Raw genomic sequence first — 25,140 nt, 5'->3', positions numbered from 1 at the left:
CCTTTCTAGTTATTTTCATGTTTTTCATTTAAGATGATTGCATCATCATTATCTTCTAAAGTGAATTTAACATTTTCTTGAATTCATACTTTACGTTTTTCAGCATCTTCACCCATTAAAGTTCTGAATGATTTTTCTGCCATTAATGCATCTTCAATAGTTACAACAATTAATTTACGTTCTGCTGGATTCATTGTTGTTTCTCATAATTGATCAGCATTCATTTCTCCAAGTCCTTTATAGCGTTGGATTTCATATTTTTTAGTAGCTGTTTTAGCAAAATCAGCTAATTCTTGTTCATCTCATAAATAAATAAATTTACGATCTGCAAAAGTTAATTTGTATAATGGTGGTAATGCAATAAATACATGCTTATTAATAATTAAGTCTTTCATATATCTGTAAAAGAATGTTAATAATAATGTTTGAATATGTGCTCCATCAGTATCAGCATCAGTCATAATAATAACTTTTCCATAATTAATATCACTAACATCAAAGTCTTGACCAATACCAGCCCCAATTGCAGTAATGATTGTTTGAATTTCTTCATTTTTCATTAACTCTGTTAATTTAGCTTTTTCAGAGTTAATAACTTTTCCTCTTAAAGGTAGAATAGCTTGGAATGTACGATCTCTTCCAGATTTAGCGCTTCCTCCAGCTGAATCCCCTTCAACAAGATATAATTCATTAATTTCTTTTTTTCTACCTTGAGCTGGTGTTAATTTACCTAGCATTGCTCTTGTAGTTTTTTTACCTTTTGAATCACGAATAGCTTGTCTTGCTTTACGAGCTTCTTCTCTAGCTCTTCTTGCCAACATTGCTTTTTCAATAATTTTTGTAGCTGGTACTTTATTTTCAATTAATCAAAAGTTCATAAAGTCATAAGTAACTTGTTCAACAGCTGTTTTAGCATCTGGTGTTCCTAACTTACCTTTTGTTTGTCCTTCATATTCAATTAAGTCTTCAGGAATTTTAACAGTAACAATAGCTACTAATCCTTCTCTTAAATCATTTGAATCTAATCTTGGATCTTTATCCTTTAAGATTTTATTATTTTTAGCATAGTCATTAATTGCTCTAACTAATCCTGATTTAAATCCTGTGATGTGTGTTCCACCATCTCCTGTTTTAACATTATTAGCAAAACCTAAAATAGTTTCATTAAAGTCTTCAGTATATTGAATACAAATTTCTGAAGCGATTCTTTTTGATTCTCCAGTAATAACAACAGGATCAGTAATATGAGTAAATTCACTTGATAATTCTTTAACAAATTCTACTAAACCATTTTCAAATTGATATTCAACAAATTTATCATTAACTTTATCTGTTATTGTAATTTTTAAACCTGAATTTAATAAAGCTGATTCTTTTAATCTTTCACTAATTGTTGTAAAGTTGAATTTTGTAGTATTAAAAATTGAATCATCTGGTAAGAAGTTAACGATTGTTCCACTTCTATTAGTTGTTCCAACTTCTGTTAAAGGAATATTTAATTTTCCTCCATTAGTAAATTCAATTTCATTAACTTTTTTATCACGATAAATTGTTACATTAAATTTTTTAGATAAAGCATTAACAACAGATGACCCAACTCCATGAAGTCCTCCTGATGTTTTATAACCACTTCCACCAAATTTTCCTCCAGCGTGAAGTACGCTAAAAATAACTTCAGGTGTTGGTCTTCCTGTTGAGTGCATTCCAATTGGAACTCCACGTCCATTATCAGCAACTGTAACACTTCCATTTTTTTCTAAAGTTACGTTAATTTCAGTACAATATCCTGCTAAAGCTTCATCGATTGAGTTATCTACAATTTCTCATACTAAGTGGTGTAATCCTCTAACATCAGTTGAACCAATATACATCCCTGGACGTTTTCTAACAGCTTCTAAACCTTCAAGGACCTGAATGGCCGATTCATCATATTTTACTTCTTTTGCCATGTATTCTCCCTCTACACATAATGTCTCATAATATATTAATTATAAATTAATAAGTGTTTTTTTGCTTTTAATAAAAGAAAAAAGCACAAAATGCGCTTTTAATTAGTATTTTGTCTAGAAAAAACTGTTGAAGCTTCAGAAGGCACATATATTGAATAACCTATACTTTTTTTATTTAATTCTTCTTCACTATTCAAAAATTTGTTTAATTTAAAATTGTAACAATATATCTGAATTACAATTTTACCATTATTTGAAGGATAGAACTTAACGTTTCTATCACCTAGGTATTTTGTTTTAAATAAATTTTTATTAGCTTTTATTTTTTCTAAACTTATATCAGAACCAGTTCCTTCTAATTGAATTTTTCCATCACTATAAACTGTTCTGTAATTTTTGTCTTTAAAATTATTCATTAAAACTATTTTTACAGATAAATTTTCAAAGTTTTCAAATCTTTGTAAATCTTTTTCTGAAATATCTAAGTTTTTTAATAGATAAATATAAATATTTTCCTTTTTAAAATCTTCTCAATTTTTATATCACAATGTCATTTTATTTTCTGTTCCATAAATTTCTAATGAACCTTCATCATTTATTTTATCAATATAACTATATTCAAATGAACTAATTTCTCTATCTATATATTTTTTTTGACTTAAATTTCTTGAAATATTATCTTTTTGAACAAATGCTACAGTTTTTCTTGTTGGGATTAGCGTTGTTTTATGTTTTTTATCATTATTAAACGGTAAATTTATTTTCAAATCATTTAATTCTTCTTTAAAATTAACATTTTCTTTCAATTCAACTTCTTCAATTCATTCTCATAAATTGTCTTCAAGACATTTTAAAGCAAAAAATGCATCAGCTATTTCCTCTGTCAGATAAACTTTAATTAAATGTTTTATTTTTTGTCTGTATCCAAATCATCTTGCTCTTTGCAAAGTAGTGTCTGCATTGTTAGTTGATTTAGCAAATCTAGAAAAATATACAGTCAATAAATTTTCAATTGTTATTCCTCGTTCTAAAAGATCTGCCCCAACAATTATAGATAAGCATGAATTATTATTCTTAATTTCTTCAAGATTTTTACCATAATCTGAACTATTATTAGCTATTATGCTTAGTTCTTGCAATGCTTCTTTAAATATTTCTGTATATTCTCCTTTGTCGCTTTCTCATAAGTACTCTGTTCCATAAATTTTTTTATATCCTTTGTTAATAAAATCTAAAAAATAAGTGTATGAATAAGAATTAAAATCCTCAGATGACTCATTTAGAACATCATTTTTTAATTTATTTATTAAATTTAATATATGTTGATGATCACTTTTCTTTCTTTCCGCATGAACAAGCATTTCAGTTTTTTGAAAATTTTCAGAATCATCATTTATTAATTTAATCGATGCATTTATATAATATGAAATAGCTTCAGCTAATTTTGTATTATATATATCACCTAATGTATCTTCAGAGTCTATTTTAAAAACATCTTTTTCAGTCTCAGATATTATTTCTAAGACATTATTTACATCTTCACTATTATGAAAAAAATCCAATCCCATATATCCTTTTCCAGTTTTTGTTGATTGAAAAAAATCTGGAGATAAATCTTCATCAGCAGGAATTAGCATATTAGCATATGGTGTACCAGTAACAGTTAAAAATAGAATATTTGATCTAGATTTTAAAGTTTGACTAATTATATTGTTTCATCTAGTTTTTTTAGAATTATTTTTTTTAGTTTTATTATTATCCAAACTACCTTGATCACCTTCATCATCAATTACTAATATTTTTTCATCACATGGAATTTCATCTCTTATAAATTTAGAAAAATTTTCTAAATTTTTTGTTTCTTTTAGAACTGAAAAAATAAGAGGTTTATTTGAATTCATTTTTATTTTTATTTCATTTAATTCATTTTCTTCGTTTAATGATGAACTATTATAAATATTGACAAGTTTTGTTTTTAATCCTCTTTCACTTTTTAGATTTCCAAATAATTCTTTTATTCTATCAGTATTTTGATTTCTCAATTGTTCATCTTTACCACCAATTAAAAATATATATTTATAGTCTTGACTTAAAGCTAATGACATTATTCCTAAAAAGTTTGAAGTTTTACCAGATTGAACTTTACCAATTAATAGACCTTTTCTTTTGTTGCTATTGTTAACCATATCTAAAATTTTTTCGGCAGACTCTAGTATGTTATTAACAGATTCATCACCTATTTTATTTATATATTTTTTTATAAAATTTTCTTTGTAAATACTTTCCATTATTGTGTTTCACTTTCTGAGTATTCAAGAAGCATATCATTTATCTGTCTTGTTAATTTTCTTGAATCTATCATTTTACTATTATTTTCATTTTCTAAAATAAAAAGAGATGCAGCATAGGCTGTTGTAAAAGTTTTCATAAATATTATGAATTCAGCTTTTTCAGAAAAAGGTTTCAATGCTTTATGTTCTATATTTAAAATAACTGTATAGTTTTCGTTTTTATCTATTTTTATATCAATTCAATTTTTAGGTGATTCAGAATCATTAACCATAAAATTTAATTTTTTAGTTTGCGAAACAGTTTCAAATGAATAAACTGAGTTTAAATTTTCTTGCTTTTCTAAAACAACTTTTTTAAATTCTGAATTGTTATCTAAGATATTTGATTCTATTGTATTTTGTATCATTTGAATACTTTTATTTTGACTTTCTTGAGTTAATTTAGCATTTATATCAGAAACCTTTTTAGCAGGTTCTACTTTTCTAAGGTTTGATGCTATTTTTATATATTCGTCAATTTCTTCTCTTAATTTATATTTAAATATTTCTTCAAGTCCATCATCTCAGCTGAAACTGTCCTTTGCTTGATTGACTGGGAAATTATCTAAATTTAATTCACCGATTATTCTTTGATATGCAAATGTAGAGGCATCTCCAACCAATTCTTTTGGTCTATAACCATCAGCTAATGCTCCTTCTATTACTCTTCCCCTTCTTAATAATGCAAAACCGGAATTAGTTCTAGAACCTACTTTTAAAATTCCAACATAACCATAAACATGATATTCCTTACTATTATTTGGATTAATAACTGAAAATGATATTTCCTTTTTAAGTAAACCTTCATTAACCCCTTTAATTTCATTGTTTTTAAGATATCTTAGTTCGGGTTCTTTAAAATCAAATGGTTCTATCATTTTAAGTTGATCGTTTTCAAATCTTTTGCCTTCTATGTCTGTTCAATATTCACCATTCTTATCTTCTATTCAATAAATTTTTATTTTTTTGGAAAGTATATCTTTTCTATACATTCCTGTTAGATGATTTACAAGTTTTTCTTTTTCATTTTTACTTGCAAAATATTTATTTAAATTTTCAAGAATTATTTCAGTGTAGTGAGCACCTGCATTAACTTCAATTGTTTCATATTCCATTTCAAAATTGTGATTATTTGTATTACTCATTTTTTCTATATCTAGTGTAAAATTATACTCATTTTTTGAACCTAATTTTGAAGTTTTAACAGTTCATTTTTTTGAAAATCAGCATGCTGCTGTTTTTAAACCCATTCCAAATTCATTTCTACCTTGTCTGTCTTCTGGGGGATTTGCCAAAGTAATAGCTCTTTTAAATTCTTCTAACTCCATCCCCATGGCGTTATCCCTTATTCTTAAATATCTTTGCCCTTTTTCATTTGTTCCATAAATAATATATATTCTTAAAGAATATTCTTTATTGTTCTTTTTATAAAAATTTTCTAACTTTTGTTCATTATTAAAATAACTTGCTGTTGAATTATCCACAAATTCTGCGACAGCATAAGGTGGTTTATAAGAATATCTTTGATATGTTGCATATATATTTGTTGATGGTTGTAAATCTATTATATTTTTGCTCATATTTTACTCCTTGAAATTAAAAGTGTTTTTGTATTGTTCTATTATTTTTGTTAAATCGCTTTCTTTATAAATTTTGATAAAATCTGGATCTACTTTTTTAAAATAAATTTCTTCTATGATTTTAATTGCTTCAATTTCTTCAGAAAGATGAATTTTTCTATGACAAAGCGGACATAATGAAATTAAATTTAATTCACTGTCTAGTGTCTTTTTATAGTTCATTTGAGTTTCATAATTGTATGGTATAAAATGATGAACTTCAAAATATTTTAATCCATTACTTCTATTTATAAAAGTATCAGTTGTTTTGCAAATAAAACAAATCTGATTTTTCTTTAGAAAATCTAGCACTAAATTATGATCTCTTTTTAGTTTTATTTTATTATCTAAATTTAAAACATCTGTTTCATAGTTAAAATCCGGTATTAAATTATCTACATTTAAATCAACAAAATCATCCAAAAATAAACTATCTAAAGTTGTACCTTTATTGAACTTAAAATTTTCTAAATTATTTTTCAATAAATTAATTACAAGTTTAGGATCAAAAATAAAAGTTCTTAAACCAGTATTTTCTTCAGCTATTTCACTTTTACTATTAACAATTTTTTTAATATTTTCAAATCCTATTCATCACGATGAATTGTTTTTACTATTTTTAGCGTGTTTAATTTTATTTTTGTATTTTTCATTTATTCTATTTGAAAGTGTTGATATATAGTCATCACCTATATTCAAAATACCTAAAAGAAAAAAAGGTTCGTCATTTATTTCTTTATTTACTTTAATATGCAGTCTTTTATTGTGATTTTTTTCTATTCCTGAATTTTTTATTTTGACTAGATTTAATTTAAAATGATTGCCCATATAGTTTAAATTTAATGTATGTTCATCATTTTGCTTAAATTTATTGTTTATTTTCGAACTTATTCCTGTAATTTGAAATAAACCATCCTCAGCGATTTCTCTAATTAAACTATCTACAACTTTTAATGAATCTGCCTGAATTTCCTGAAATTCAGAATCGTCTTGTTGTATAACTTTGCCATTTCAAAAATTTTGGTATTTATTTTTATTTTTTTCCATAATTTTCTCACAAATGTTCTATTAATTGTTTTACAACCTCAACATTAATTGAATTACCAAATTGTTTATATGTTATATAATCACTTCTAAAAGTTCCATCTCTTTTTATTGATGAATAATCAACGAACTTTTTATTATCATCAACTGAATAAAATGATTGAAGTTTACCAACTTCTTTAGTGCTTAAATATCTTCATCTATGAAATTTTTTATCAAAAACCAGAGGAATTTGAACAATAGCCACTAAAGTTTGAAATGAATCTGATTTTTTACATCTAATTCCAGACTGTCTTAACTGAATGATACTTTCTTCTATATTGACGTTATCAATACCAGCTTGTCATTCAAATTTTTTCTCTCTTTTAGCAAATTTATCAACTTCATGAATTTTTGACCATTTATCTATAAATTCTTTGTTTCTGTCATATATATCTCACATATCTAACAAATATTTTTTTCTCCAGTCTTTTATACCAATAAGAGCTTTCTCTCTTTTTTCTTTTGGCATTGTCATTTCATCAAACCATATTGGAGGCAATGTTCTATTATCTTTTTTAACGATTTTTTTAAGAAATTCTCCTCAAGCATTAATAGCTCTAATAATTTTTTCGTCAGATAATATATATCTTTCATCATATTTATTTTCTAATATCTTCATTTCCTTTTGATTAACTTTTTTAAGTTCAGGAGTTTTCAAATATTCTGTAGCAACTAATTCTTTTCTTACACCTAATATGTATACTCTTTCTCTTTTTTGTGGAACACCGACTTTTTCAGCTGAAATAACCAGTTTTTTTTCTGTTGTTACATAACCCAATTCTTTGATGGTATTCAAAATAACTGAAAATGTTTCACCATTGTTGTGGTTAACTAAATGTTTAACATTTTCTAAAATAAAAAAATTAGGTTTTTTTTCTTTCAATATTCTAGCTATTTCAAAAAACAGAGTTCCTCTAATTTCATCTAAAAAACCTAAACGCTTACCTGCGTTAGAAAACGTTTGACATGGAAAACCAGCAAAGAGAAAATCATGATCAGGAATTTCTGATGATTTTATTTCTCTTATATTTTTTATTTTGTCAGATGCAATACCGTAATTATATTGATAAACTTCTTTTGCCTTTTCATCAATTTCACTGGCTAATACGCAAACGGTTCTATTTTTATCACTATTTAATGCTCTTACAGCGGCTTTATGAAATCCACCAATACCAGAAAAAAGATCTATAAATTTAATTTCCATTATATCTTGCACTCTTCCTTTCTGTGATATCTAAGATAACTTATTAGTTCATTGTTTATTATATTATTGTTAAGTTTTGATTCATTTTTTATAAAATCTTCAACTTTAAGTTTTTTCATGTTAATTATTAATTCTCCACTATCTGAAAAAGAAATATACTTCTTATCAAAAAGCGCATCGTGTTCAGGACATAATATTAAACCATTATTAACATCATAAGCTTCTTTTTTTACGCACTTAGAATAAGGTTTAATATGACTTGCTATTAAAAGTTCTTTAATTTTAAAATTACAATTATTAATTGAACATTTTTCACCATTCTTTTTAATTAAATTTTTCTTTCATTTTTTTTGTTGATTCGAATCTCTTGTTAAAATTTCAATTAATCTCTTTTTATCTTCTTCATTTATAAACAAATCATTATTTTTTAGTTCCTCATATTTTTTGTATAAAATACTTTGTATATTTTTTGCTTCAATGTAATCTTCTCTTTTAATATATTCGTCAAATTGCTCAAATGGTTCTAAACCATAAAATAAATTTAACAATACCTTATCATTTAATAGTATATTTGAAATTCTTTTTTTTGATAATTGTTCTTTCTCAAGATCATCAAGTTCCATAAATGTTTTAAAGTTATTTATTTTTTTATTTCCTCATGTTGTTGCCCCACCTGCTCAAGCACCTGCATTATTTTTATACTTTATCATTCCTAATGAATCAAAAAAATATAGATTACCGACTTTAAAAACAAATGAATCAATAGTTCTTTGACCTGATGAATCAGAATTCAAGTAATCATCAATTGCAATTAGAAAGTCAAAATTACTATTAATATTTCAATATTCTCTATTTATTTTTAAATACGCATTCAAAACATAGTAAAGTTCGCTAAAGGTAAACTTATTATTTTTAAAATTTTCAGGTATGCTATATTCTATTTCATTAATTGTTTGTATTTTGCTATCTTGCAAAATTTTACTTATTGCTTTTTTACTAAATTTAGAATAATAATAACAATCTAAAATTAGCGATAAATTAACTTTAGAGTTTATATTTTTTATATATATGTTATTTTTATCTTCTTTTTTATAATCAAAAAAAAGCTTATAGCTAATAATTATTTTTTTTAATGTGTATATATCAATGTTTCCTATTTTATCCCCATTACTGTCAAAGATGTCTTTATTTAATTTATTAATTATCATTTTTATTGCCTACCAAACTAAGTATTTTTGTTGCCACTAAATCAACTGCAACATCATTACCTTCTTTATAAGGAATGATTAAATCAGCATATTCAATGCTTGGACCTATGAATGCATCATGCATTGGTTTAACTTCATTTAAATATTGATCAATAACACTTTCTAATGATCTGCCTCTTTCATTAACGTCTCTTTGTAAACGTCTAATAAATCTTAAATCATTTGCTGTTTTAATGAATATTTTAATATTACCAAGTTTTCTTATTTCTTTTATCGCCAATGCAAAGATTCCGTCAAGTATAACAACGTCACTAGGTTTAACTGTTATTGTTTCATTTGTTCTTGATGAAGTTTTAAAATCATAAACAAACATTTTTATAGGTTGATAATCTTTTAATGCATTTAGGTCATTTAATAATAATTCTGTATCGACACTATTTGGATGGTCAAAATTAATTTTTCGTCTTTCTTCTAAAGTCAAATCTCCGAAGTCTTTGTAATAATTATCCATTGAAATATGAGTTACTGATTTACCTTTAAGAATTTCATTTGCAATTCTATCTGCAACTGTAGTTTTACCAGAAGCAGTTCCTCCAGCAATAAGTATTAATGTTACTTTCTTTGTTTGCATAATATATTCCCCTTATTAAAAAACTTTATTATTAATTTTATCAAAAATACTAAACTTTTATTATTTTAAAATAAAAAAATCACCGGTTAGGGTGATGTGTCTGGCTAAAATATAATTGATAATTAAGGAAAGGCGGTGCCAGACACTTTTTAATTATATACTTATTGGTGCTTATTTTAAATACTAAGATTATTTATTTTCATAAATTAAACTACTTAATACATATGTTGGTGCTGTTTCTGCTCTTAGTATATTAGTTCCTAGACTAACATTTTTAAAACCTATTTCATGTAGAATTTTAATTTCACTAACATCAATTCCACCTTCACACCCAATAATGAAACTAATTGAATTGAAGTCTTGTGATAAATATGTTTTAAGTTCCATATTTTTTTCTTCTTCTCAAGCAACAAGATTTAAATCGCATAAGTTATTTTTTAAATCTTTTAAGTTAGTTATTAAATTATTGACAACAGGAATTGTTGTTCTTTTTGCTTGTTTAGCTGCGGTGTCACAAATCGCTTGTCATCTTTGTAATTTTTGATCAATCTTTTTTTCATCAATTTTAACTACATTTCTCTTAAAAATAACTGGTATTATTTCATCAACTCCAAGTTCTGTTGATTTTTGTAATAAATAATCTCATTTTTGTTCTCTTAAAACTCCAGCTATTAAAACTTTTTTAATATTACTTATTATTGTTTCTACTTTATTAATAATTTCAACCACTACAGTATTATCTAAAGTTAAATCTATAATTTTTGTTTGATAAACTTCTTTTTCATAAACACATTCAATAATTTCATTTTCTTTTAATTTAACAACATTTTTAATATGATGAACATCACTATTATTAATAATAAAATTATTATCTTTTTTAATTTCTACAAAATATCTAAACATTTATCTCACCTTTAATAATTGAATTAAAAATATCATATTTTTCTTTATCTGGTCTAAAATCTTTTAATAATTGATTTTTAGGATCTTTTTTATAATAATCATTTAAAAAATTGTATCTTTTAGGATCTTTTAATCTAGTTAAAGCTATTTCTCTTTCATTTAAATATTCTTTAACTTCTTTATCTCACAGTTTTTGATACGTCTTCTTTTGATCTTCTAGTGTTTTAAAATTAATTGTATTTAAAATATTCAAGTTATTTGTATATTGGTTTTTACGGTTATCAGTTAAAATAAATAATTTTTTCTTAAGTTTTCTAATAGACATTAGTTTATTTTTTGCTATTAATTTTTGAATTACTAAATCTAAATATTTTTGATCTATTTCATATGTTTTCATTCTTTTTTCTTTAACTATTTCTAGATTATCTAATTTAATTAGTTTTTGTTTTACTTTATCTTTATATTTTTCTTTTAAAGGAAGTAGATCGACATCTTTAATAATAGAACTGACTCATTGTTTAGTAAACATCATAAATTTATATGCTTCTCTTGCTTCACCATCTTGAGAAACAAAATAAAGATTTGTTTTATCAAATCCAGCTTTAACAACTTTTTGTAAAATATCTTTAATAACGTATTTTTGAATTTTTAAATCTTTATACTTAATTTCATTTTCTGACATTTTTATTTTGTCATTCATTCTATTACTCATATTGTTTATTTCCTTTCTTTTAATTATTTAAAATAATTACTATTTCAGATAAGTTCTTTTTAGTTAATATATTAGTTTTAAATTGTTTTATTTTATTTTTGTCATCAATATCTTTTAAAGAAGCTTCAAATAATAAATATACTTCAAATAATGAAATTTGTTCATTAATATTATTAATACGATTATTTAATCTTTTTACTATTTTTTGTGAATTAATATCTTTTTCATTTTTTAATAGTTCAATTGTTTTAGTATTTAAATTTATATCATTAATAGCTTTATTTAAACTTATATTACCTGTTATTACATACTTGATATCTTTTCTAAGTGCATCAGTTTTCATATCACCTTCAGTTTGTGTTATGTTTGTTATCTTTTTATAAAATGCTCCTAAAAATGGAGAAACTATTACTAAAGCAGCAGAAATTAAACTTAATAAATCTAGTGCAATACTATTATCTGTATCAGTTACAAATAAAAACACTATTGTTGCAATAGTTACAAATACTAATATAAAAAATGATGTATAAAAGATTAAAAAGTTATGTATATAATTTCTTTTTTCAATATATGACTTAAAGATTAAATTTTCTTTAATTGTATTATTAAATTTCTTTATAATAATTCGTCTTCTAATTACAAATACTAAATTATGACATATAAATAATATATACCCAACCCCAGCTGTTAAAAAGATCAACCATGATCACTTAAATGAAAGTATAACCATTGCTAATATAATTAGAGCTTCAAAACCTAATAAAAAACCGATTGATAATTTTAATTTTCTTATTTTACTTTTCATTATTCTTTTCCTTTTAATATATTATATGCCTTATTTATCAATTTCATCATTTCTTCTGCTTCTGGATCTTTATTATTATCGGGATGATATTTCTTAGCTAATGTTTTATAAGCCTGTTTGATTTGCATATCTGAAGCATTTAAACTAATTCCTAGTATTTCATAAGATCAGAAATCACCACTTGAATTTGAACCTAATATATTTTTTTGTGAGAAATCTTCAAATCTATTCTTTTTATTAGAAAAATTAATTTGAATTGTTTCAAAATCAATTTCATATTTGCTTAATATAAATTGTTTTAGTTTCTTGATAGTTAAAATGTAATTTTCATTTAATTTGTAAATTATTTCATTCATTAACTGTTCAATTTTTTTTAAATCAATTTTTTTGAAGTTTTCATCAATTGATTTTATTTTGTTTTCAATGATATTTTGATTCATTAAAACTTTTAATTTAAATTCCTTGTATATACTTGATGAAAAATCAGTATCTGTAAATTGATTAATGTTGTTTTCAATATTTTGTATTTCAAATGATAACTTATTTGTTAAATTAATAGTTTTATTTGAAAAATGTTCATAAAGAAAGAGCAACTCTACTTTAAGTTGCTCTTGTATTTTTAAGTAATTAATAAAACTAGCATTATCTTTTAACATTAAAAAACCTCTTATTAGTTATTTTACTACTTATTTAATTAAAAGTTTTAACGATGCGTCAATTAGTTTATCCACTTTGTTATCAATCTCTGATGAAATTGATAACATATTAAATAATTTTTCTAATAATTTTTCAGTTTCAAGATCATGAATTATTTTAACTTCATTTATTATTTTTTTAAGACCTTGATCATTTAAGCCAACCATTGTTGTTCCTGTTGAAAATAATTTTTTCTTATTGTAAAAATAATTGGACATAAAAAACGACAAATTGGAAAATTTAAACTTTGAATCGCTCTTAATGCCCCACATTCCATTTGAAATAATTAAATCCTTATTTAAACTTGAAAATAAAATTTTTCTTTCTCCTAGCAATTTTGATATATACAAAGTATTTTCTTGCACTCTTAATTTTGCTCTTGAAGGTAATTTTGAATAATATTGTTGTTTTTTTATTTTATTGTTAAAATTTCCAATATCTGCTGTTTGAGAATAAAATCCCTCAGTAAATTTTTCTTCTTTTTGTTGATATATTTCTAACTTGTTTGATTCTAAGTCATTTGCAATTATATTTTCCGAATTTTCTGTTATAAGTTTTAATATTAAATTTAATAATTTTTGATTTTTTTCTTTTAAAACTTCAAAAGGTTCAATAATATCAATTATTTTTTTAACATCTTCTTTACAGTTGTTAAAACTATCAATTCTTACACAATTGCTATATTTTAAAAACAAATTTTCAATAGGTTCAATAATATCAATTATTTTTTGCTGTTCTTTTAAAGAAGGCAAATCTAATAATCAATTTTTCAATATTTCAGATGAAAGATTTACAAAAACAGCACCATTGCCCAACTGAATTAATCTAGGTCTATCAATAATTAACTTGTACAAAAGATATTTTTTTAAAACTATATTTTCATTCGGTTTTAGACTTAAAAAACCATCATGATAAGCAATTTTTTCATCAGTTAATTGTAAAAATGGCACTCCAGGAGTAGCTGAATTAGTTATAAATAAATCATTTCTTAAACCTATTAAACCTTTGTTTTCTCAAGAAAGATGTACAAACTCTTTAGTAGTCGAAATTGAGTTACTTTCTAGGTCAGAAATTTTAGCTCATCTTAAACATTTTTCTTTAGTCAACCATTGAGAAATAGGCCTAGGTGAAGAACCTCTTTTAACTTTGCAAATGTCTCCAAGTTTATAAATAGCCATTATTAAACCTCCATTAGTTAATTTATTATTATTTTATACTAATAAGATAGGAGAAATTATATGAATTATGAAAAATATATTATTTTTTTGCGAAAAAATAATTATTCAAAAAACACAATAACAACTTATGAAAATATACTTAAAAAATATGCAATATATTTTCACAATATAAGTTTGTTAAAAAAGCAACTAAAAAAATATTTTGAAGTACCAAACACAGCATGGACTCACTATAATGTTATTTGTTCTTATATGAAATGATCAAATGATAAACGACTAAATAAAATGAAAGAATTAAAATTACCAAAAATACCTAAAAAATATATGGAAGTTTTTACTAAGGAATATCTTTATTCAAAAACTGAAATAAATTCTTTTGATGATGAAATTACTAGACAAAAGAAAATAACTTTGAGATTTTTATTTGAAACGGGTTTAAGAGCTTCTGAACTTTTCACTGTTGAATATATAAATGAACAATACATACGAGTTCTTGGAAAAGGTAATAAAATAAGAGATGTTTTGCATAATAATTATACAACTATTAATATGAAACCATTTTTATACACTACAAAAACCCTTAGATTATGAGTTAAAGAAATTTTGGGAAAAGAATTTACGCCCCATTCAATAAGAAGAAGTTTTGCTACACATATGTTAATTAAAGGAGCTAATCCAAAAATGGTAATGTCTCAACTTGGACATGAAAAAATAGAAACAACTTTTAGATATTTAAATTTATCATTAGAAGAAAATTGAAAAATATACAGCAGCTATTTATAGATGCTGTTTTTTAATGGCTATTTATAAACTTGGAGAAATTGGAACTTTTAAAGGTGGAATATCGACATTAAAGAAGGATAAATATGATAAAGGTATTTATTTTATAAATTATATGGATATTTTTAATAATGTTTTTATTGATAATACTAAAATTAAGACAATGAGACTTTATGATGCTACTGAAGCAGATATAAACAAATATAGGGTAAATTTTGGGGACATATTATTTACAGCTTCTTCCGAAAAAAGAGAAGAAATTGGCATGACCTCAGTATTTTTAAATAATGAGTCAAATATTTTTAATGGCTTTTCAAAAGTTTTCAAATTTAATGATAAGTCACATTTTAATCCCAAATATTTAGCCTACTATTTTAGAACAAAATTTGTTAGAGATCAAATAGTATCATTTGCAACAGGATATACTAGATATAATATTTCCCAAAAAGATTTAGAAAAAATAATATTAGTTTTACCTTCTCTAGAAGAACAAGAAAAAATAATTGATATTATTGAACCTATTGAAAAACAAATTGTTTATTTTGAAAATTTAATTCTTAAATTGGAATCGATACTTCGTCAATATTCAAAAAAATTATCATCTAATGAAAAAATGATTAATATAGTTAATTTTGACAGAGGTGTTGTTTTAAAGAGTGAAAATTTCAAAATAGATAAAAAAATAACCGGCTTTATAGATGTGCGATCATTATCGGAAGGTATTTTTACTAAGTATGTCGATTTTCTTCCTAATTCTTTTATATCAGATGTTTTATTATCTTTAGATGGAACCCCTGGAAGGGTTTCTTATTCAATTGAGGGATTTAATGGATATGCATACAATTTAAAGTCTAATAAAATTTCTAAAGGACAAATATTAGTAGATCTAATTAATGAAAAAAATCAAAAAATAATATTTGATAACTCTCAGGGTACAACAATAAAACACGCTTCTAAAGCAAAAAATAAAATGTTACACTTTAATTCGAAACAAGAGATAGTTGATCCTATTTTTAAAATTTTAGTGGGATCCAAGCAAGTCAAAACTAAGCTTGAAATGATAAAGAGTCAAATTATTTTATTACTTATTAAATAAAAAAGCTTTAGAATCTATTCAGACTCTAAAGCTTTTTTTAATGCTTCTTCTAATTTTGGTGATAAGTCTTCAAACTCTTTAAGTAATTCAAAAACTTCTGATGATAGCTTTTCGATATCTGCTTTAACAGCTTTTTTATCTATAACTTCTTCCTTAGATTCTACGTATCTACCAGGCACAAAAGAATAATCATTTTCGATTAATTCATCTATTGTTATAGTTTTAGCAAAACCTTGAACATTAACTTCTTGACCTTTTAAATGGTTATTGTATACGTCTTCAATATTTAAAATATCATTTTCTGTTAATTCTCTTAATTTTTTTGAAATCATATTTCCTTCTATATTTGACCCGGCAACCATAAGTATATTTTCATTTATTTTCTGGTTATTGAAAATTCAAATACATGCTGGAATGCCTGTTGTATAGAATAGTTTATCAGGTAATTCAATTATTGCATCAACTTTGTTTTCTTTAACAAAGTTTTCGCGAATTAATCTTTCTTGTTTTTGAGAAGATGATAATGAACCATTTGCTAAAACAATCGCCATTTTTCCTTGAACAGATAGTTTTGACAACATATGTGATAGTCAGCTGTAGTTAGCATTACCAGATGGTGGCATGCCTCATTTGAATCTACTATCTTCCTGTAGTGAATCAAAACCTCAATTTTTCATGTTAAATGGTGGATTTGCCATAACAAAATCAAATTTTTTATTTTTGTGTTGATCATTTGTAAATGTATCAGCATTTGTTTGACCTAATACACCATTATTATCCGTGTCAAACAATGAGAAACCGTTTAGCACTAAATTTAATTTTGCTAATTTTCAAGTAACAATATTATATTCTTGACCATATACAGTTATGTCTTCAATTTTTCCATCATGTTCTTGTATATATCTTTTAGCTTGAACCAAAATTCCTCCAGTTCCACATGCTGGATCATAAATAGTACCTTTTACTGGCTTAATTAAATTAACCATTAATTTAACTATTGATGTAGGTGTATAAAATTCACCACCCTTTTGACCTCTATCTTTAAAAAATTTACCTAAAAAATATTCATAAACTCTTCCAATGATATCTTCATTATCATCTTCTGACAAATCTTCATCAGAAAATATTTTAATAACATCTCCAAGCTTGATTTGATCAATTCCTTCGTCATTAAAGTTTTTATTAAATATTCCTCTTAAAATTTCATTATCACTTTCTAACTTGACAAATGCGTTATCCAATCTTTCTCCAATTTTTTCGCTATTGGCAAACTTCATAATATATTCTCATGTAGATTCTTCATGAACCACAAAAGTTTTATAAGAATAATATAATTCTTCTTGAGTAAACATTTCAGGAGTCATACCTTCATTAGCAATTGTTTGTAATGCCAAAACATTTCTATCAGAAATGTATTTTAAAGTTAGAATTCCCAAAATTGTGTGCATATATTCTTCTGCTGATGTGTTACCACGCATTACATTGGCAGCTTCTCACAATTTGCTTTCAATTTCTTTAATATTTTTAGCCATTTTAATCATCCTTTCTGAATGCTTTTTTATTTGCTTTAATGTTATTTGTAACTTCTTTAATTAAACTTTCTGACAAATTATATAATCCATCTGGTGGATATTGATATTTAGTCTTCAATAGTTTTTTAAGTTCTGTTGTAATTTTAGATTTTATTCTATTTTCATATAAATACTGATCACTGTTATTTTCACGAACTACTTCTCTTAAATCTTGCGCTATTGCCCTTAATGTCTCAGAGTTTTTATTATATTGTAAAAATTGATCGTTTGATAATATATCATAAAATATTTGTAATTCAATATCTTCAAATTCAAGAGGTTTATTTTTTTCCTCCTTAATTTCTTTTGAAAGTATAATAAGTAACTCAATTATTTCTTCAATTTCTCTTGAGCTTTCTAATTCTGAAATTATATCTTTTAATTTATCAGAAACTAATTTAGCAAAATATGGTTTTATTTTTGAAATTTCATCAATCTCCATTTTAATAGCATTTGCATAAAGAGTTGCCGCAACCCTTGGTTTTGATTTAAATAATTTTTCAGCTTCTGATGTTAGTACAGTTGCAACTTTATTAATATCTTTAGTCATTGTTGATTCGTCTATAACAACACTAGTATCAGCAGTATTTACTGCATTTTTAATAGCTTCTTTGATTGATTCTATAGTTCAAGTTAGATTATTGTCATTTTGAATTGAAGAACTAGTAATTAAAGAATTTATAGTTTCAATACATTTAGAAATCAATAACTCATCTTCTGTGATACTTGTATAAGATATTTTATAAAATCGTTTTGCTTTTCTAGCTAATTTTATAAATTTATTTTTTTCATGAACAGAGAATAATTCAATATTTAGTAATTTATCATAGGCATCTATTACAAACTCATATTGCTTTTTGGAATTTAACGTAGGAAAACTTCTAATGTTGTTTACATAATGATCATTCACTATATCAAATAATTCATTAAGTTTTTCTTTAGCTTTCTCAATATCATCTATTTGAACATCTATTTTAGTTGATGAGCCATTTGCATATTGAATCAAAGCATCTGAAATGTATTTTCATATTCCAACAAAATCTACAATTAAACCAGCTTCTTTTGTTTTTTTTGTTATTTTATCTTCATATGTTCTATTAACTCTAGCTATTGCTTGCATTAGATTGTGTCATTTAATAATTTTATCTACATACATTACATCTAAATCTGGAACATCGAAGCCTGTTAATCACATATCTACAACAATTGCTATTTTATATTTAGATTCAGGTTTTCTGAACTCACTAGCAACTTTGTTCATGTCATTTCGATTTACAATAGAAGAAGCCATTTCAGCAGAATCTTTATTAGATTCTGTCATAACTAAAATTGTTTTATTTTTATATTCTGGATATTTAGAAACAATATTTAAATAATATTTATACGCAGCATTCCTACTATTAGCAACTATCATTGCTTTTCCGTTTAAAATATCTTTTCTTTTATTTAAATGCTCAACCATTTTATCTGCTTTAGCAGCAATGATTTGTTCATCTTCAAATATTATAGACTTATTAACAGCTTTTAATAATGTTTCTATTTTTTGTTCTGAACCAATATCATTCGGGTCTAGAGTTTCTTTATATTCTTTTTGAATTTTATCCATTTCATCAAGATATTTTTTATCTAAAATTAAATTTGGTTTTCACATTTCATAATAAATAGGAACAGTGGCACCATCTTCAACAGCTTGATTCATAGGATAAGTATCTATATAGTCACCAAATACATTTCTGGTGTCTTTTTCCTCACCCATTAATGGTGTTCCTGTAAATCCAGTTATTTTAGCATTAGGAAAAGCTTCTCTCATGTATTTAGCATAACCAAACTTAACTATAAACTCTTCTTGTTCCTTTGACATCACTCGTTCACCATTTATATTGTTTTGAGATCTGTGAGCTTCATCCACCAAAATAAAAACATCATCTCTATTAGTTAATACACCTGTTTCCTCTACGAATTTCTGCACAGTAGTGAAATAAATTCCAAAATGTTTTTTATCATTTAATTCTGAAACTAATTCAGCTCGTGATGAAATACTTTTTGCTTTATTTCTCAAAAATGTTTCAGCATTTAAAAATCTTTTATAAAGTTGTTGGTCTAAATCTTTTCTATCAGTTACCAAAAGAACTGTGGCTGTACCAAAAACTTTAATAATATATCTTGTTAAAAACACCATAGTAACTGATTTACCAGAACCTTGGGTATGCCAAATAATTCCACCCCTGTTATCTTTAACTTCTTTCAGATGCTCTATTGTTTTATTCACTGCTCTAATTTGATGAGGTGCTGCTAAATATTTTACAGGATTTTGATCATCAGAATAAAAACTAAAATTGAATATGATATCAATCAAATTTTTATGATTAAAAAGTTTAGTAACAGGATTTTCATCTTTTCCTAAATTTCAGTTATTTCAACCATAAAAATGTTTTAAGCCAGCGGTTGTCGAACCATACTTTGTAGATGTTCTATTAGATAGGAAATTTATAACATTAAAATATCAAAGTTCAGGTTTAAAATGCTTCAAAGATTCATTTTGTTTGAAAGCATCTTCTATATTTTCATTAGCAAGCGGTTGTTTCAATTCTAAAACAGCTATTGGTAACCCATTTACAAACAATACGATATCGGGTATTCTCTTTTTATTGTACCCGTCAGTTATTTCAAATTGTCTATAGTAACTAAAAATATTTTCATCAACATTTTCTGATATTAATTTAATTGTTAAATTTCTTTCTTGAATTTCGTCATAAATTCTTATTCCGTTATTTAAAATTTCCATACCTTTAATATTCAGGTTTTCTCATGAGTCAATATTTTTATTAATTTCTCTTATAACTAATTCTGCCTTGTCTTCAGAAACATTATTAATTTTTTGTATTGATTCATTAAGAGCTTTAAAATTGATGACTTGTGAATAGTCATTTCTATGAAAACTTTTATCTGTTAGTTTTTCTCAACCTAATAGTTGTAATTCTGATTCAACTTCTTCTTCAAAAAATTTTTCATTTACGATCATAAGCACTCCATTTTTATTATTAATTATATTATAACTTATCTAATTTTGGTAGGACTAAAAAATGTCAAATATACCAATATCTCACATTTTTTTATTTAACAACTCTATTTTTGATAGTATTTTATTTTCTATGAGTTTTCTCATTAAACTGAATATAAAATTCTTTATTTATCCAAATAAATTTTTTTAATTTTCTGTTTTTATTAAATACATTGGTAGAACATCTAAGAAATCTCCAGAATCATTTTTAGCTTCTATTGTAATATTGCCGTTTTCTTTTAACCAAGAATAAAAATCCATCATTTCTTTTTCTTTGATTAAACTATATTCTTTAAATAGTTTATCCTCTGTATAAAATGTTTTATCAAAAATATTTCAATATGCATAATTTTCATTTTTTAAAAATGTCATATTTAATTTTTCGTTTTTTTTGTATTTTTTCATAACTTTTTCCTTTTTTGTCTATTTTATTAAAAACATAAACAGCCTATTTCTTAACTTCTTCTTCCTTATATCCTTCAACAATATCGCCTTCTTTGATATCATTAAAGTTTTTGATTGTTAATCCACCTTCTGAATTAATTTTAGCTTCTTTAATATCATCTTTTAGATGTTTTAAAGTTGCTAATTCTCCAGTATAAATAACAATACCATTTCTAATAATACGAACTTTAGATTTACGTTCAATGCTTCCATCAGTAATATGGAACCCACCAATTGTTCCAATGTCAGAGTGCTTGAATGTTGCTCTAATTTCAGCTGATCCAGTAACTACTTCTTTATATTCTGGATCTAACATTCCTTTAGCAGCATCTTCTAATTCTTCAATTACTTTATAAATAATGTTATGTAAACGAATTTCAATTCCTTCTTCTTCAGCTTTTTTACGTACAACTGCATCAGGTCTTACATTAAATCCGTAGATTAATACAATTCCATCAGTTACAGTTGAAGCTAATGTAACGTCACTTAATGTAATAGTTCCAACAGATGCTCTAATAATATTTAATTTAACACCAGGGATGTCAATTTTAGTTAAACTTCCTTTAAGTGCTTCAACTGAACCTTGAGTATCAGCTTTAACAATTAAGTTAATTGCTTTTAACTCACCATCGTCAATATGTTTTTTAATAGAATCTAAACTAAAGATTTGATTTGATTGACGTTCTGCTGCTAGTTTCTTTTCAGCTTGTGCTTCAGCAATAGTTCTAGCCATTTTTTCATCATTCATAACAATGAATTTATCTCCAGCACTTGGAACTTCATTTAACCCATAAACAACAACTGGTTTACTTGGTCCTGCTTTTAATACTTTTTTATTAGTTTCATCTTCCATATGTTTAATATTTCCATATGTAGTTCCAGCGATAATCATATCTCTAATATCTAAAGTACCTTCTTTAACTAGAATAGAAGCTACTGGTCCTTTTGCTTTATCTAAATGAGCTTCAATAACAACTCCTTTAGCTAATTTATTAGGATTTGCTTTATAATCTTGCATTTCAGCAATTAATAAAATAGTTTCTTCTAATTGGTCTAAACCAATCTTTTGTTTAGCACTACCTTGAACAAATGGAATATCTCCACCATATTCTTCAGCTACTATTTCATATTTCATTAATTCAGTTTTAACACGTTCAGGATCTGCTCCTGGTTTATCACACTTATTAATAAATACAATAATAGGTACATTTGCTAACTTAGCATGATCAATTGCTTCTTCTGTTTGAGGCATAACCCCATCATCAGCAGCAACTATTAAAATAACAATATCTGTTACATTAGCTCCACGACTACGCATTTCTGAAAATGCCTCATGACCTGGAGTATCAATAAATGTTACTTTCTTACCATCTTTGTTTTTAACTTGATAAGCTCCAATTGCTTGAGTAATTCCCCCAGCTTCTCCACCAACAACATTTGTATTTTTGATAGAGTCTAATAAAGTAGTTTTACCATGGTCAACGTGACCCATAATTGTTACAATTGGTGCTCTATGTTCTAAATCTTCTGGTTTATCTTCTTCACTAGCATCTAATGCTTCAAAAAAGTTTTCTTTAGTTAAAGATTCTTCTTTTCTAAAGTCAAAACCAAACTCTAAAGCAAGCTCAGCCATTTGCTCTTCTGATAAAACAACATTTTGATTTAACATTAGTCCTTGTGTAAAGAAATATTTAAGTATTTCAGCAACACTTTTTCCAATTTGGTTCGCAAAATCAGCAATGCTTAATGCTTCAGTATAAACAAATACCCCATCAATGATTCCAGTTGCAACTGTTTCATTTAATTGTTGTTTAATTTGTTTAGCATGTTGTTTAGACATTTCTTTTTTGTTTACTTGTTGTGGTTTTTTATTTGTTTTTATATTTTTAGCCATGTAAAAATCCCCTTTCTTCTATAAATTGTTTTTAATTAATTTAATAATATTAATATCATTAACACCAATCGCTACAATTGTGGTAGATCCACACGCTTGTGAAATTTCATCAACAGTTAATACATCATCAATAAATTCAATATTGTAAAATTTACATTTATCACTGAATTTCTTTTTTTGACTAGTACCCATATCTGTTGATAAGATAACAAATTTTACTTTGTTTCTTTTAATTGAATCTAATAATTTTTCACCTTTAATTAATTTAGCAGAGTTATAAGCTAATCCAATAGCATTTAATAATTTAGTTTTGTTCATTAAATAACTTTTCTAGTTCATCATAAATGCTTAAATCAACTTTTGTTTTTAATCCTCTGCTTAAAAGGTTCTTTTGTTTAGCGATTTTAACTGAGTTTAAGTCATTTTTAACATAAACTCCACGTCCATCTGCTTTATAAGTTAAATCAATAAAAATTTCATTATTTTTATTTAAAACAACTCTAATTAATGCTGATTTATCTAACATTTCTTTACTAACGACATCTTTTCTTAGATTATTCTTGATCATATAAATCTTCGTATTCGTCTTCTTCAAAATCTTCTTCATCTTCATCATTTAAAATATCATTAAATGATTCTAATTCAGATTGAATTGACTCTAAATCTTTATTTTCTTCAACAACTGCATTTGTTTCTTCGATTAACTCTTCAACTTGATTGTATTCTTCCTCAACTTCAGCTTGGAAACTCATTAATTCTTCTTCATTGTTTGCTTGTGCATTTCTGAATGAATTTTTGTGGTATTCTGGTTTAACTGTTTGTGAATTGATTTTACGTTTGTTTACTTCGTTAATAAAGTCTGGGTTGTTTACTTCTTCTTCTGTGATGTTTCCATTTCATAAAACATCCATGTTATCAGTAATAGCATTTTCTAAACTGTAAATGTTAATACGACGTTTTAATAGATTAGCAACTAATTTAGCAGCCATTCCACCTTTACCAATAGCTAATGATAATTGTTGGTTAGGAACTACTATATCAAATTCACCTTCAACTTCATTTACAGAAATAACTTTAACAGGTGCCATTGCGTTAATAATAAATGGAATGATTTCATCATCTCATTTAACAACATCAATTTTTTCTCCTCTTAATTCTTTTGAAATGTTATTGATTCTTGAACCTTTAACTCCAACAATAGCTCCAATTGGTTCTACATCTTCATCATGTGATAAAACAGCAATTTTTGCACGTTTACCTGGTTCTCTTGAAACTGACATTACTTCAACTAATCCTTGAGCAACTTCACTAACTTCTTTTTCAACTAATTTAGCTAAGAATTTAGGTGCTACTCTTGAAACAACTAATTGTGAGTATTTATTTTCTCTTGCAACTTCTTCTAATAAAACATCAACTAATTCATTAACAACAAACTCTTCTCTGTTGATTGTTTTTTGGTTTCATAATGAAGTATGCACTCCATCAATATCTAAAATGTATGAAGTTCCTTGATCGTTCATTCCAACGATTTTACCTCTAACAATTTCACCTTCTAGTTGAATAAATTTTTCATAAATCATTGCTCTTTCAGTAGCTCTAATTTTTTGTTGGAAGATTTGTCTTACTTGTCCAACAGCTACTCTTGAGAATTCTTCATCAAAATCAATTTGTTTGTATACTTTATCTCCAACTTTAGCTTCTTTATTGATTTTTAAAGCATCTTCTAAAACAATTTCTAATCAATCATCTTCGATTTCATCATCAGTTGCTACTACCATTAATTCTTGGAACAAGTTAATTGATCCTGTTTGTTCATTAATTTCAGTCTTAACTACAGCTTCTGTATCAAAAAATCTTTCATAAGCTTTTTGGAATCCTTCTTTAATTCCTTCAATAGCAACTTCTTTGCTAATGCTTTTTTCACTTTCTAATGAAGCTAATGCTTCTAATATTTGTGCTCCGTTTACCATATT

Annotated in this window: 21 protein-coding genes; 2 read left to right on the top strand and 19 right to left on the bottom strand. The window is 25.3% G+C overall.

Annotated features, from left to right (window positions below):
* Positions 1-5: 5 nt before the first annotated feature.
* From parE to MTABA_RS01650, 12 genes are all read right to left on the bottom strand, one after another.
* Positions 6-1,949, bottom strand: coding sequence for a DNA topoisomerase IV subunit B (gene parE, locus MTABA_RS01705; RefSeq protein WP_100679473.1), 1,944 nt, complete (start codon positions 1,947-1,949; stop codon positions 6-8).
* A 98-nt stretch (positions 1,950-2,047) separates the two neighbouring features.
* Positions 2,048-4,237 carry a Z1 domain-containing protein gene (locus tag MTABA_RS01700; RefSeq protein ID WP_100679472.1) on the bottom strand — a complete coding sequence of 730 codons (2,190 nt, stop codon included), beginning with the start codon at positions 4,235-4,237 and terminating at the stop codon, positions 2,048-2,050.
* A complete protein-coding gene (locus tag MTABA_RS01695) occupies positions 4,237-5,859 on the bottom strand; it encodes an ATP-binding protein (RefSeq protein WP_100679471.1) in 1,623 nt (540 codons plus the stop codon). Before MTABA_RS01695 ends, MTABA_RS01700 begins: the two co-directional genes overlap by 1 nt.
* 3 nt (positions 5,860-5,862) lie before the next feature.
* Positions 5,863-6,945: an HNH endonuclease signature motif containing protein gene (locus tag MTABA_RS01690; protein WP_100679470.1), complete on the bottom strand. Its 1,083-nt coding sequence runs from the start codon at positions 6,943-6,945 to the stop codon at positions 5,863-5,865.
* Complete coding sequence (locus MTABA_RS01685) at positions 6,932-8,188, bottom strand: DNA cytosine methyltransferase (protein WP_100679469.1); 1,257 nt, start codon at positions 8,186-8,188, stop codon at positions 6,932-6,934. Before MTABA_RS01685 ends, MTABA_RS01690 begins: the two co-directional genes overlap by 14 nt.
* Entirely contained in the window at positions 8,188-9,396 is a 1,209-nt protein-coding gene (locus tag MTABA_RS03925; protein ID WP_208611722.1) for an HNH endonuclease, read from the bottom strand. The genes MTABA_RS01685 and MTABA_RS03925 overlap by 1 nt, the downstream gene beginning before the upstream one ends.
* A complete protein-coding gene (gene udk, locus MTABA_RS01675) occupies positions 9,386-10,027 on the bottom strand; it encodes a uridine kinase (RefSeq protein ID WP_100679468.1) in 642 nt (213 codons plus the stop codon). Before udk ends, MTABA_RS03925 begins: the two co-directional genes overlap by 11 nt.
* A gap of 189 nt (positions 10,028-10,216) precedes the next feature.
* The gene (locus MTABA_RS01670) at positions 10,217-10,930 is read right to left on the bottom strand and encodes an RsmE family RNA methyltransferase (RefSeq protein WP_100679467.1); all 714 of its coding nucleotides are present in this window, start codon (positions 10,928-10,930) and stop codon (positions 10,217-10,219) included.
* A complete protein-coding gene (locus tag MTABA_RS01665) occupies positions 10,923-11,642 on the bottom strand; it encodes a hypothetical protein (protein WP_100679466.1) in 720 nt (239 codons plus the stop codon). Before MTABA_RS01665 ends, MTABA_RS01670 begins: the two co-directional genes overlap by 8 nt.
* Before the next feature lie 19 nt (positions 11,643-11,661).
* Positions 11,662-12,447 carry a hypothetical protein gene (locus tag MTABA_RS01660; protein ID WP_100679465.1) on the bottom strand — a complete coding sequence of 262 codons (786 nt, stop codon included), beginning with the start codon at positions 12,445-12,447 and terminating at the stop codon, positions 11,662-11,664.
* On the bottom strand, positions 12,447-13,103 hold the full coding sequence (locus MTABA_RS03920) for a J domain-containing protein (RefSeq protein ID WP_100679464.1): 657 nt from the start codon (positions 13,101-13,103) through the stop codon (positions 12,447-12,449). The genes MTABA_RS01660 and MTABA_RS03920 overlap by 1 nt, the downstream gene beginning before the upstream one ends.
* A gap of 30 nt (positions 13,104-13,133) precedes the next feature.
* Positions 13,134-14,321, bottom strand: coding sequence for a restriction endonuclease subunit S (locus MTABA_RS01650; protein ID WP_100679463.1), 1,188 nt, complete (start codon positions 14,319-14,321; stop codon positions 13,134-13,136).
* Between the two features lie 60 nt (positions 14,322-14,381).
* Here MTABA_RS01650 and MTABA_RS01645 point away from each other — a divergent pair, with 60 nt between their 5' ends.
* Complete coding sequence (locus tag MTABA_RS01645; RefSeq protein WP_100679462.1) at positions 14,382-15,104, top strand: tyrosine-type recombinase/integrase; 723 nt, start codon at positions 14,382-14,384, stop codon at positions 15,102-15,104.
* A gap of 13 nt (positions 15,105-15,117) precedes the next feature.
* The gene (locus MTABA_RS01640; RefSeq protein ID WP_100679461.1) at positions 15,118-16,197 is read left to right on the top strand and encodes a restriction endonuclease subunit S; all 1,080 of its coding nucleotides are present in this window, start codon (positions 15,118-15,120) and stop codon (positions 16,195-16,197) included.
* A 14-nt stretch (positions 16,198-16,211) separates the two neighbouring features.
* On the opposite strand, the gene MTABA_RS01635 is transcribed toward MTABA_RS01640, so the two are convergent.
* The 7 genes from MTABA_RS01635 to nusA all read right to left on the bottom strand — a co-directional run bounded on the left by MTABA_RS01635 (position 16,212) and on the right by nusA (position 25,137).
* A complete protein-coding gene (locus tag MTABA_RS01635; protein ID WP_208611721.1) occupies positions 16,212-17,729 on the bottom strand; it encodes a type I restriction-modification system subunit M in 1,518 nt (505 codons plus the stop codon).
* 1 nt (position 17,730) lies between these two features.
* A complete protein-coding gene (locus MTABA_RS01630; protein WP_100679460.1) occupies positions 17,731-20,790 on the bottom strand; it encodes a type I restriction endonuclease subunit R in 3,060 nt (1,019 codons plus the stop codon).
* A 186-nt stretch (positions 20,791-20,976) separates the two neighbouring features.
* A complete protein-coding gene (locus MTABA_RS01625; protein WP_100679459.1) occupies positions 20,977-21,234 on the bottom strand; it encodes a hypothetical protein in 258 nt (85 codons plus the stop codon).
* 43 nt (positions 21,235-21,277) lie between these two features.
* Complete coding sequence (gene infB, locus MTABA_RS01620) at positions 21,278-23,167, bottom strand: translation initiation factor IF-2 (protein WP_100679458.1); 1,890 nt, start codon at positions 23,165-23,167, stop codon at positions 21,278-21,280.
* A gap of 18 nt (positions 23,168-23,185) precedes the next feature.
* Positions 23,186-23,485: a L7Ae/L30e/S12e/Gadd45 family ribosomal protein gene (locus MTABA_RS01615; RefSeq protein ID WP_100679457.1), complete on the bottom strand. Its 300-nt coding sequence runs from the start codon at positions 23,483-23,485 to the stop codon at positions 23,186-23,188.
* A complete protein-coding gene (rnpM, locus tag MTABA_RS01610) occupies positions 23,472-23,735 on the bottom strand; it encodes an RNase P modulator RnpM (RefSeq protein WP_164919781.1) in 264 nt (87 codons plus the stop codon). The genes MTABA_RS01615 and rnpM overlap by 14 nt, the downstream gene beginning before the upstream one ends.
* Positions 23,722-25,137, bottom strand: coding sequence for a transcription termination factor NusA (gene nusA, locus MTABA_RS01605; protein ID WP_100679456.1), 1,416 nt, complete (start codon positions 25,135-25,137; stop codon positions 23,722-23,724). The genes rnpM and nusA overlap by 14 nt, the downstream gene beginning before the upstream one ends.
* Between the last annotated feature and the right edge of the window lie 3 nt (positions 25,138-25,140).

Source organism: Mesoplasma tabanidae (assembly GCF_002804025.1).
Taxonomy (GTDB): Bacteria; Bacillota_I; Bacilli_A; order Mycoplasmatales; family Mycoplasmataceae; genus Mesoplasma; species Mesoplasma tabanidae.
Note: the sequence above shows the minus strand (reverse complement) of the source record. Positions and strands in the feature narration are given on the sequence as shown.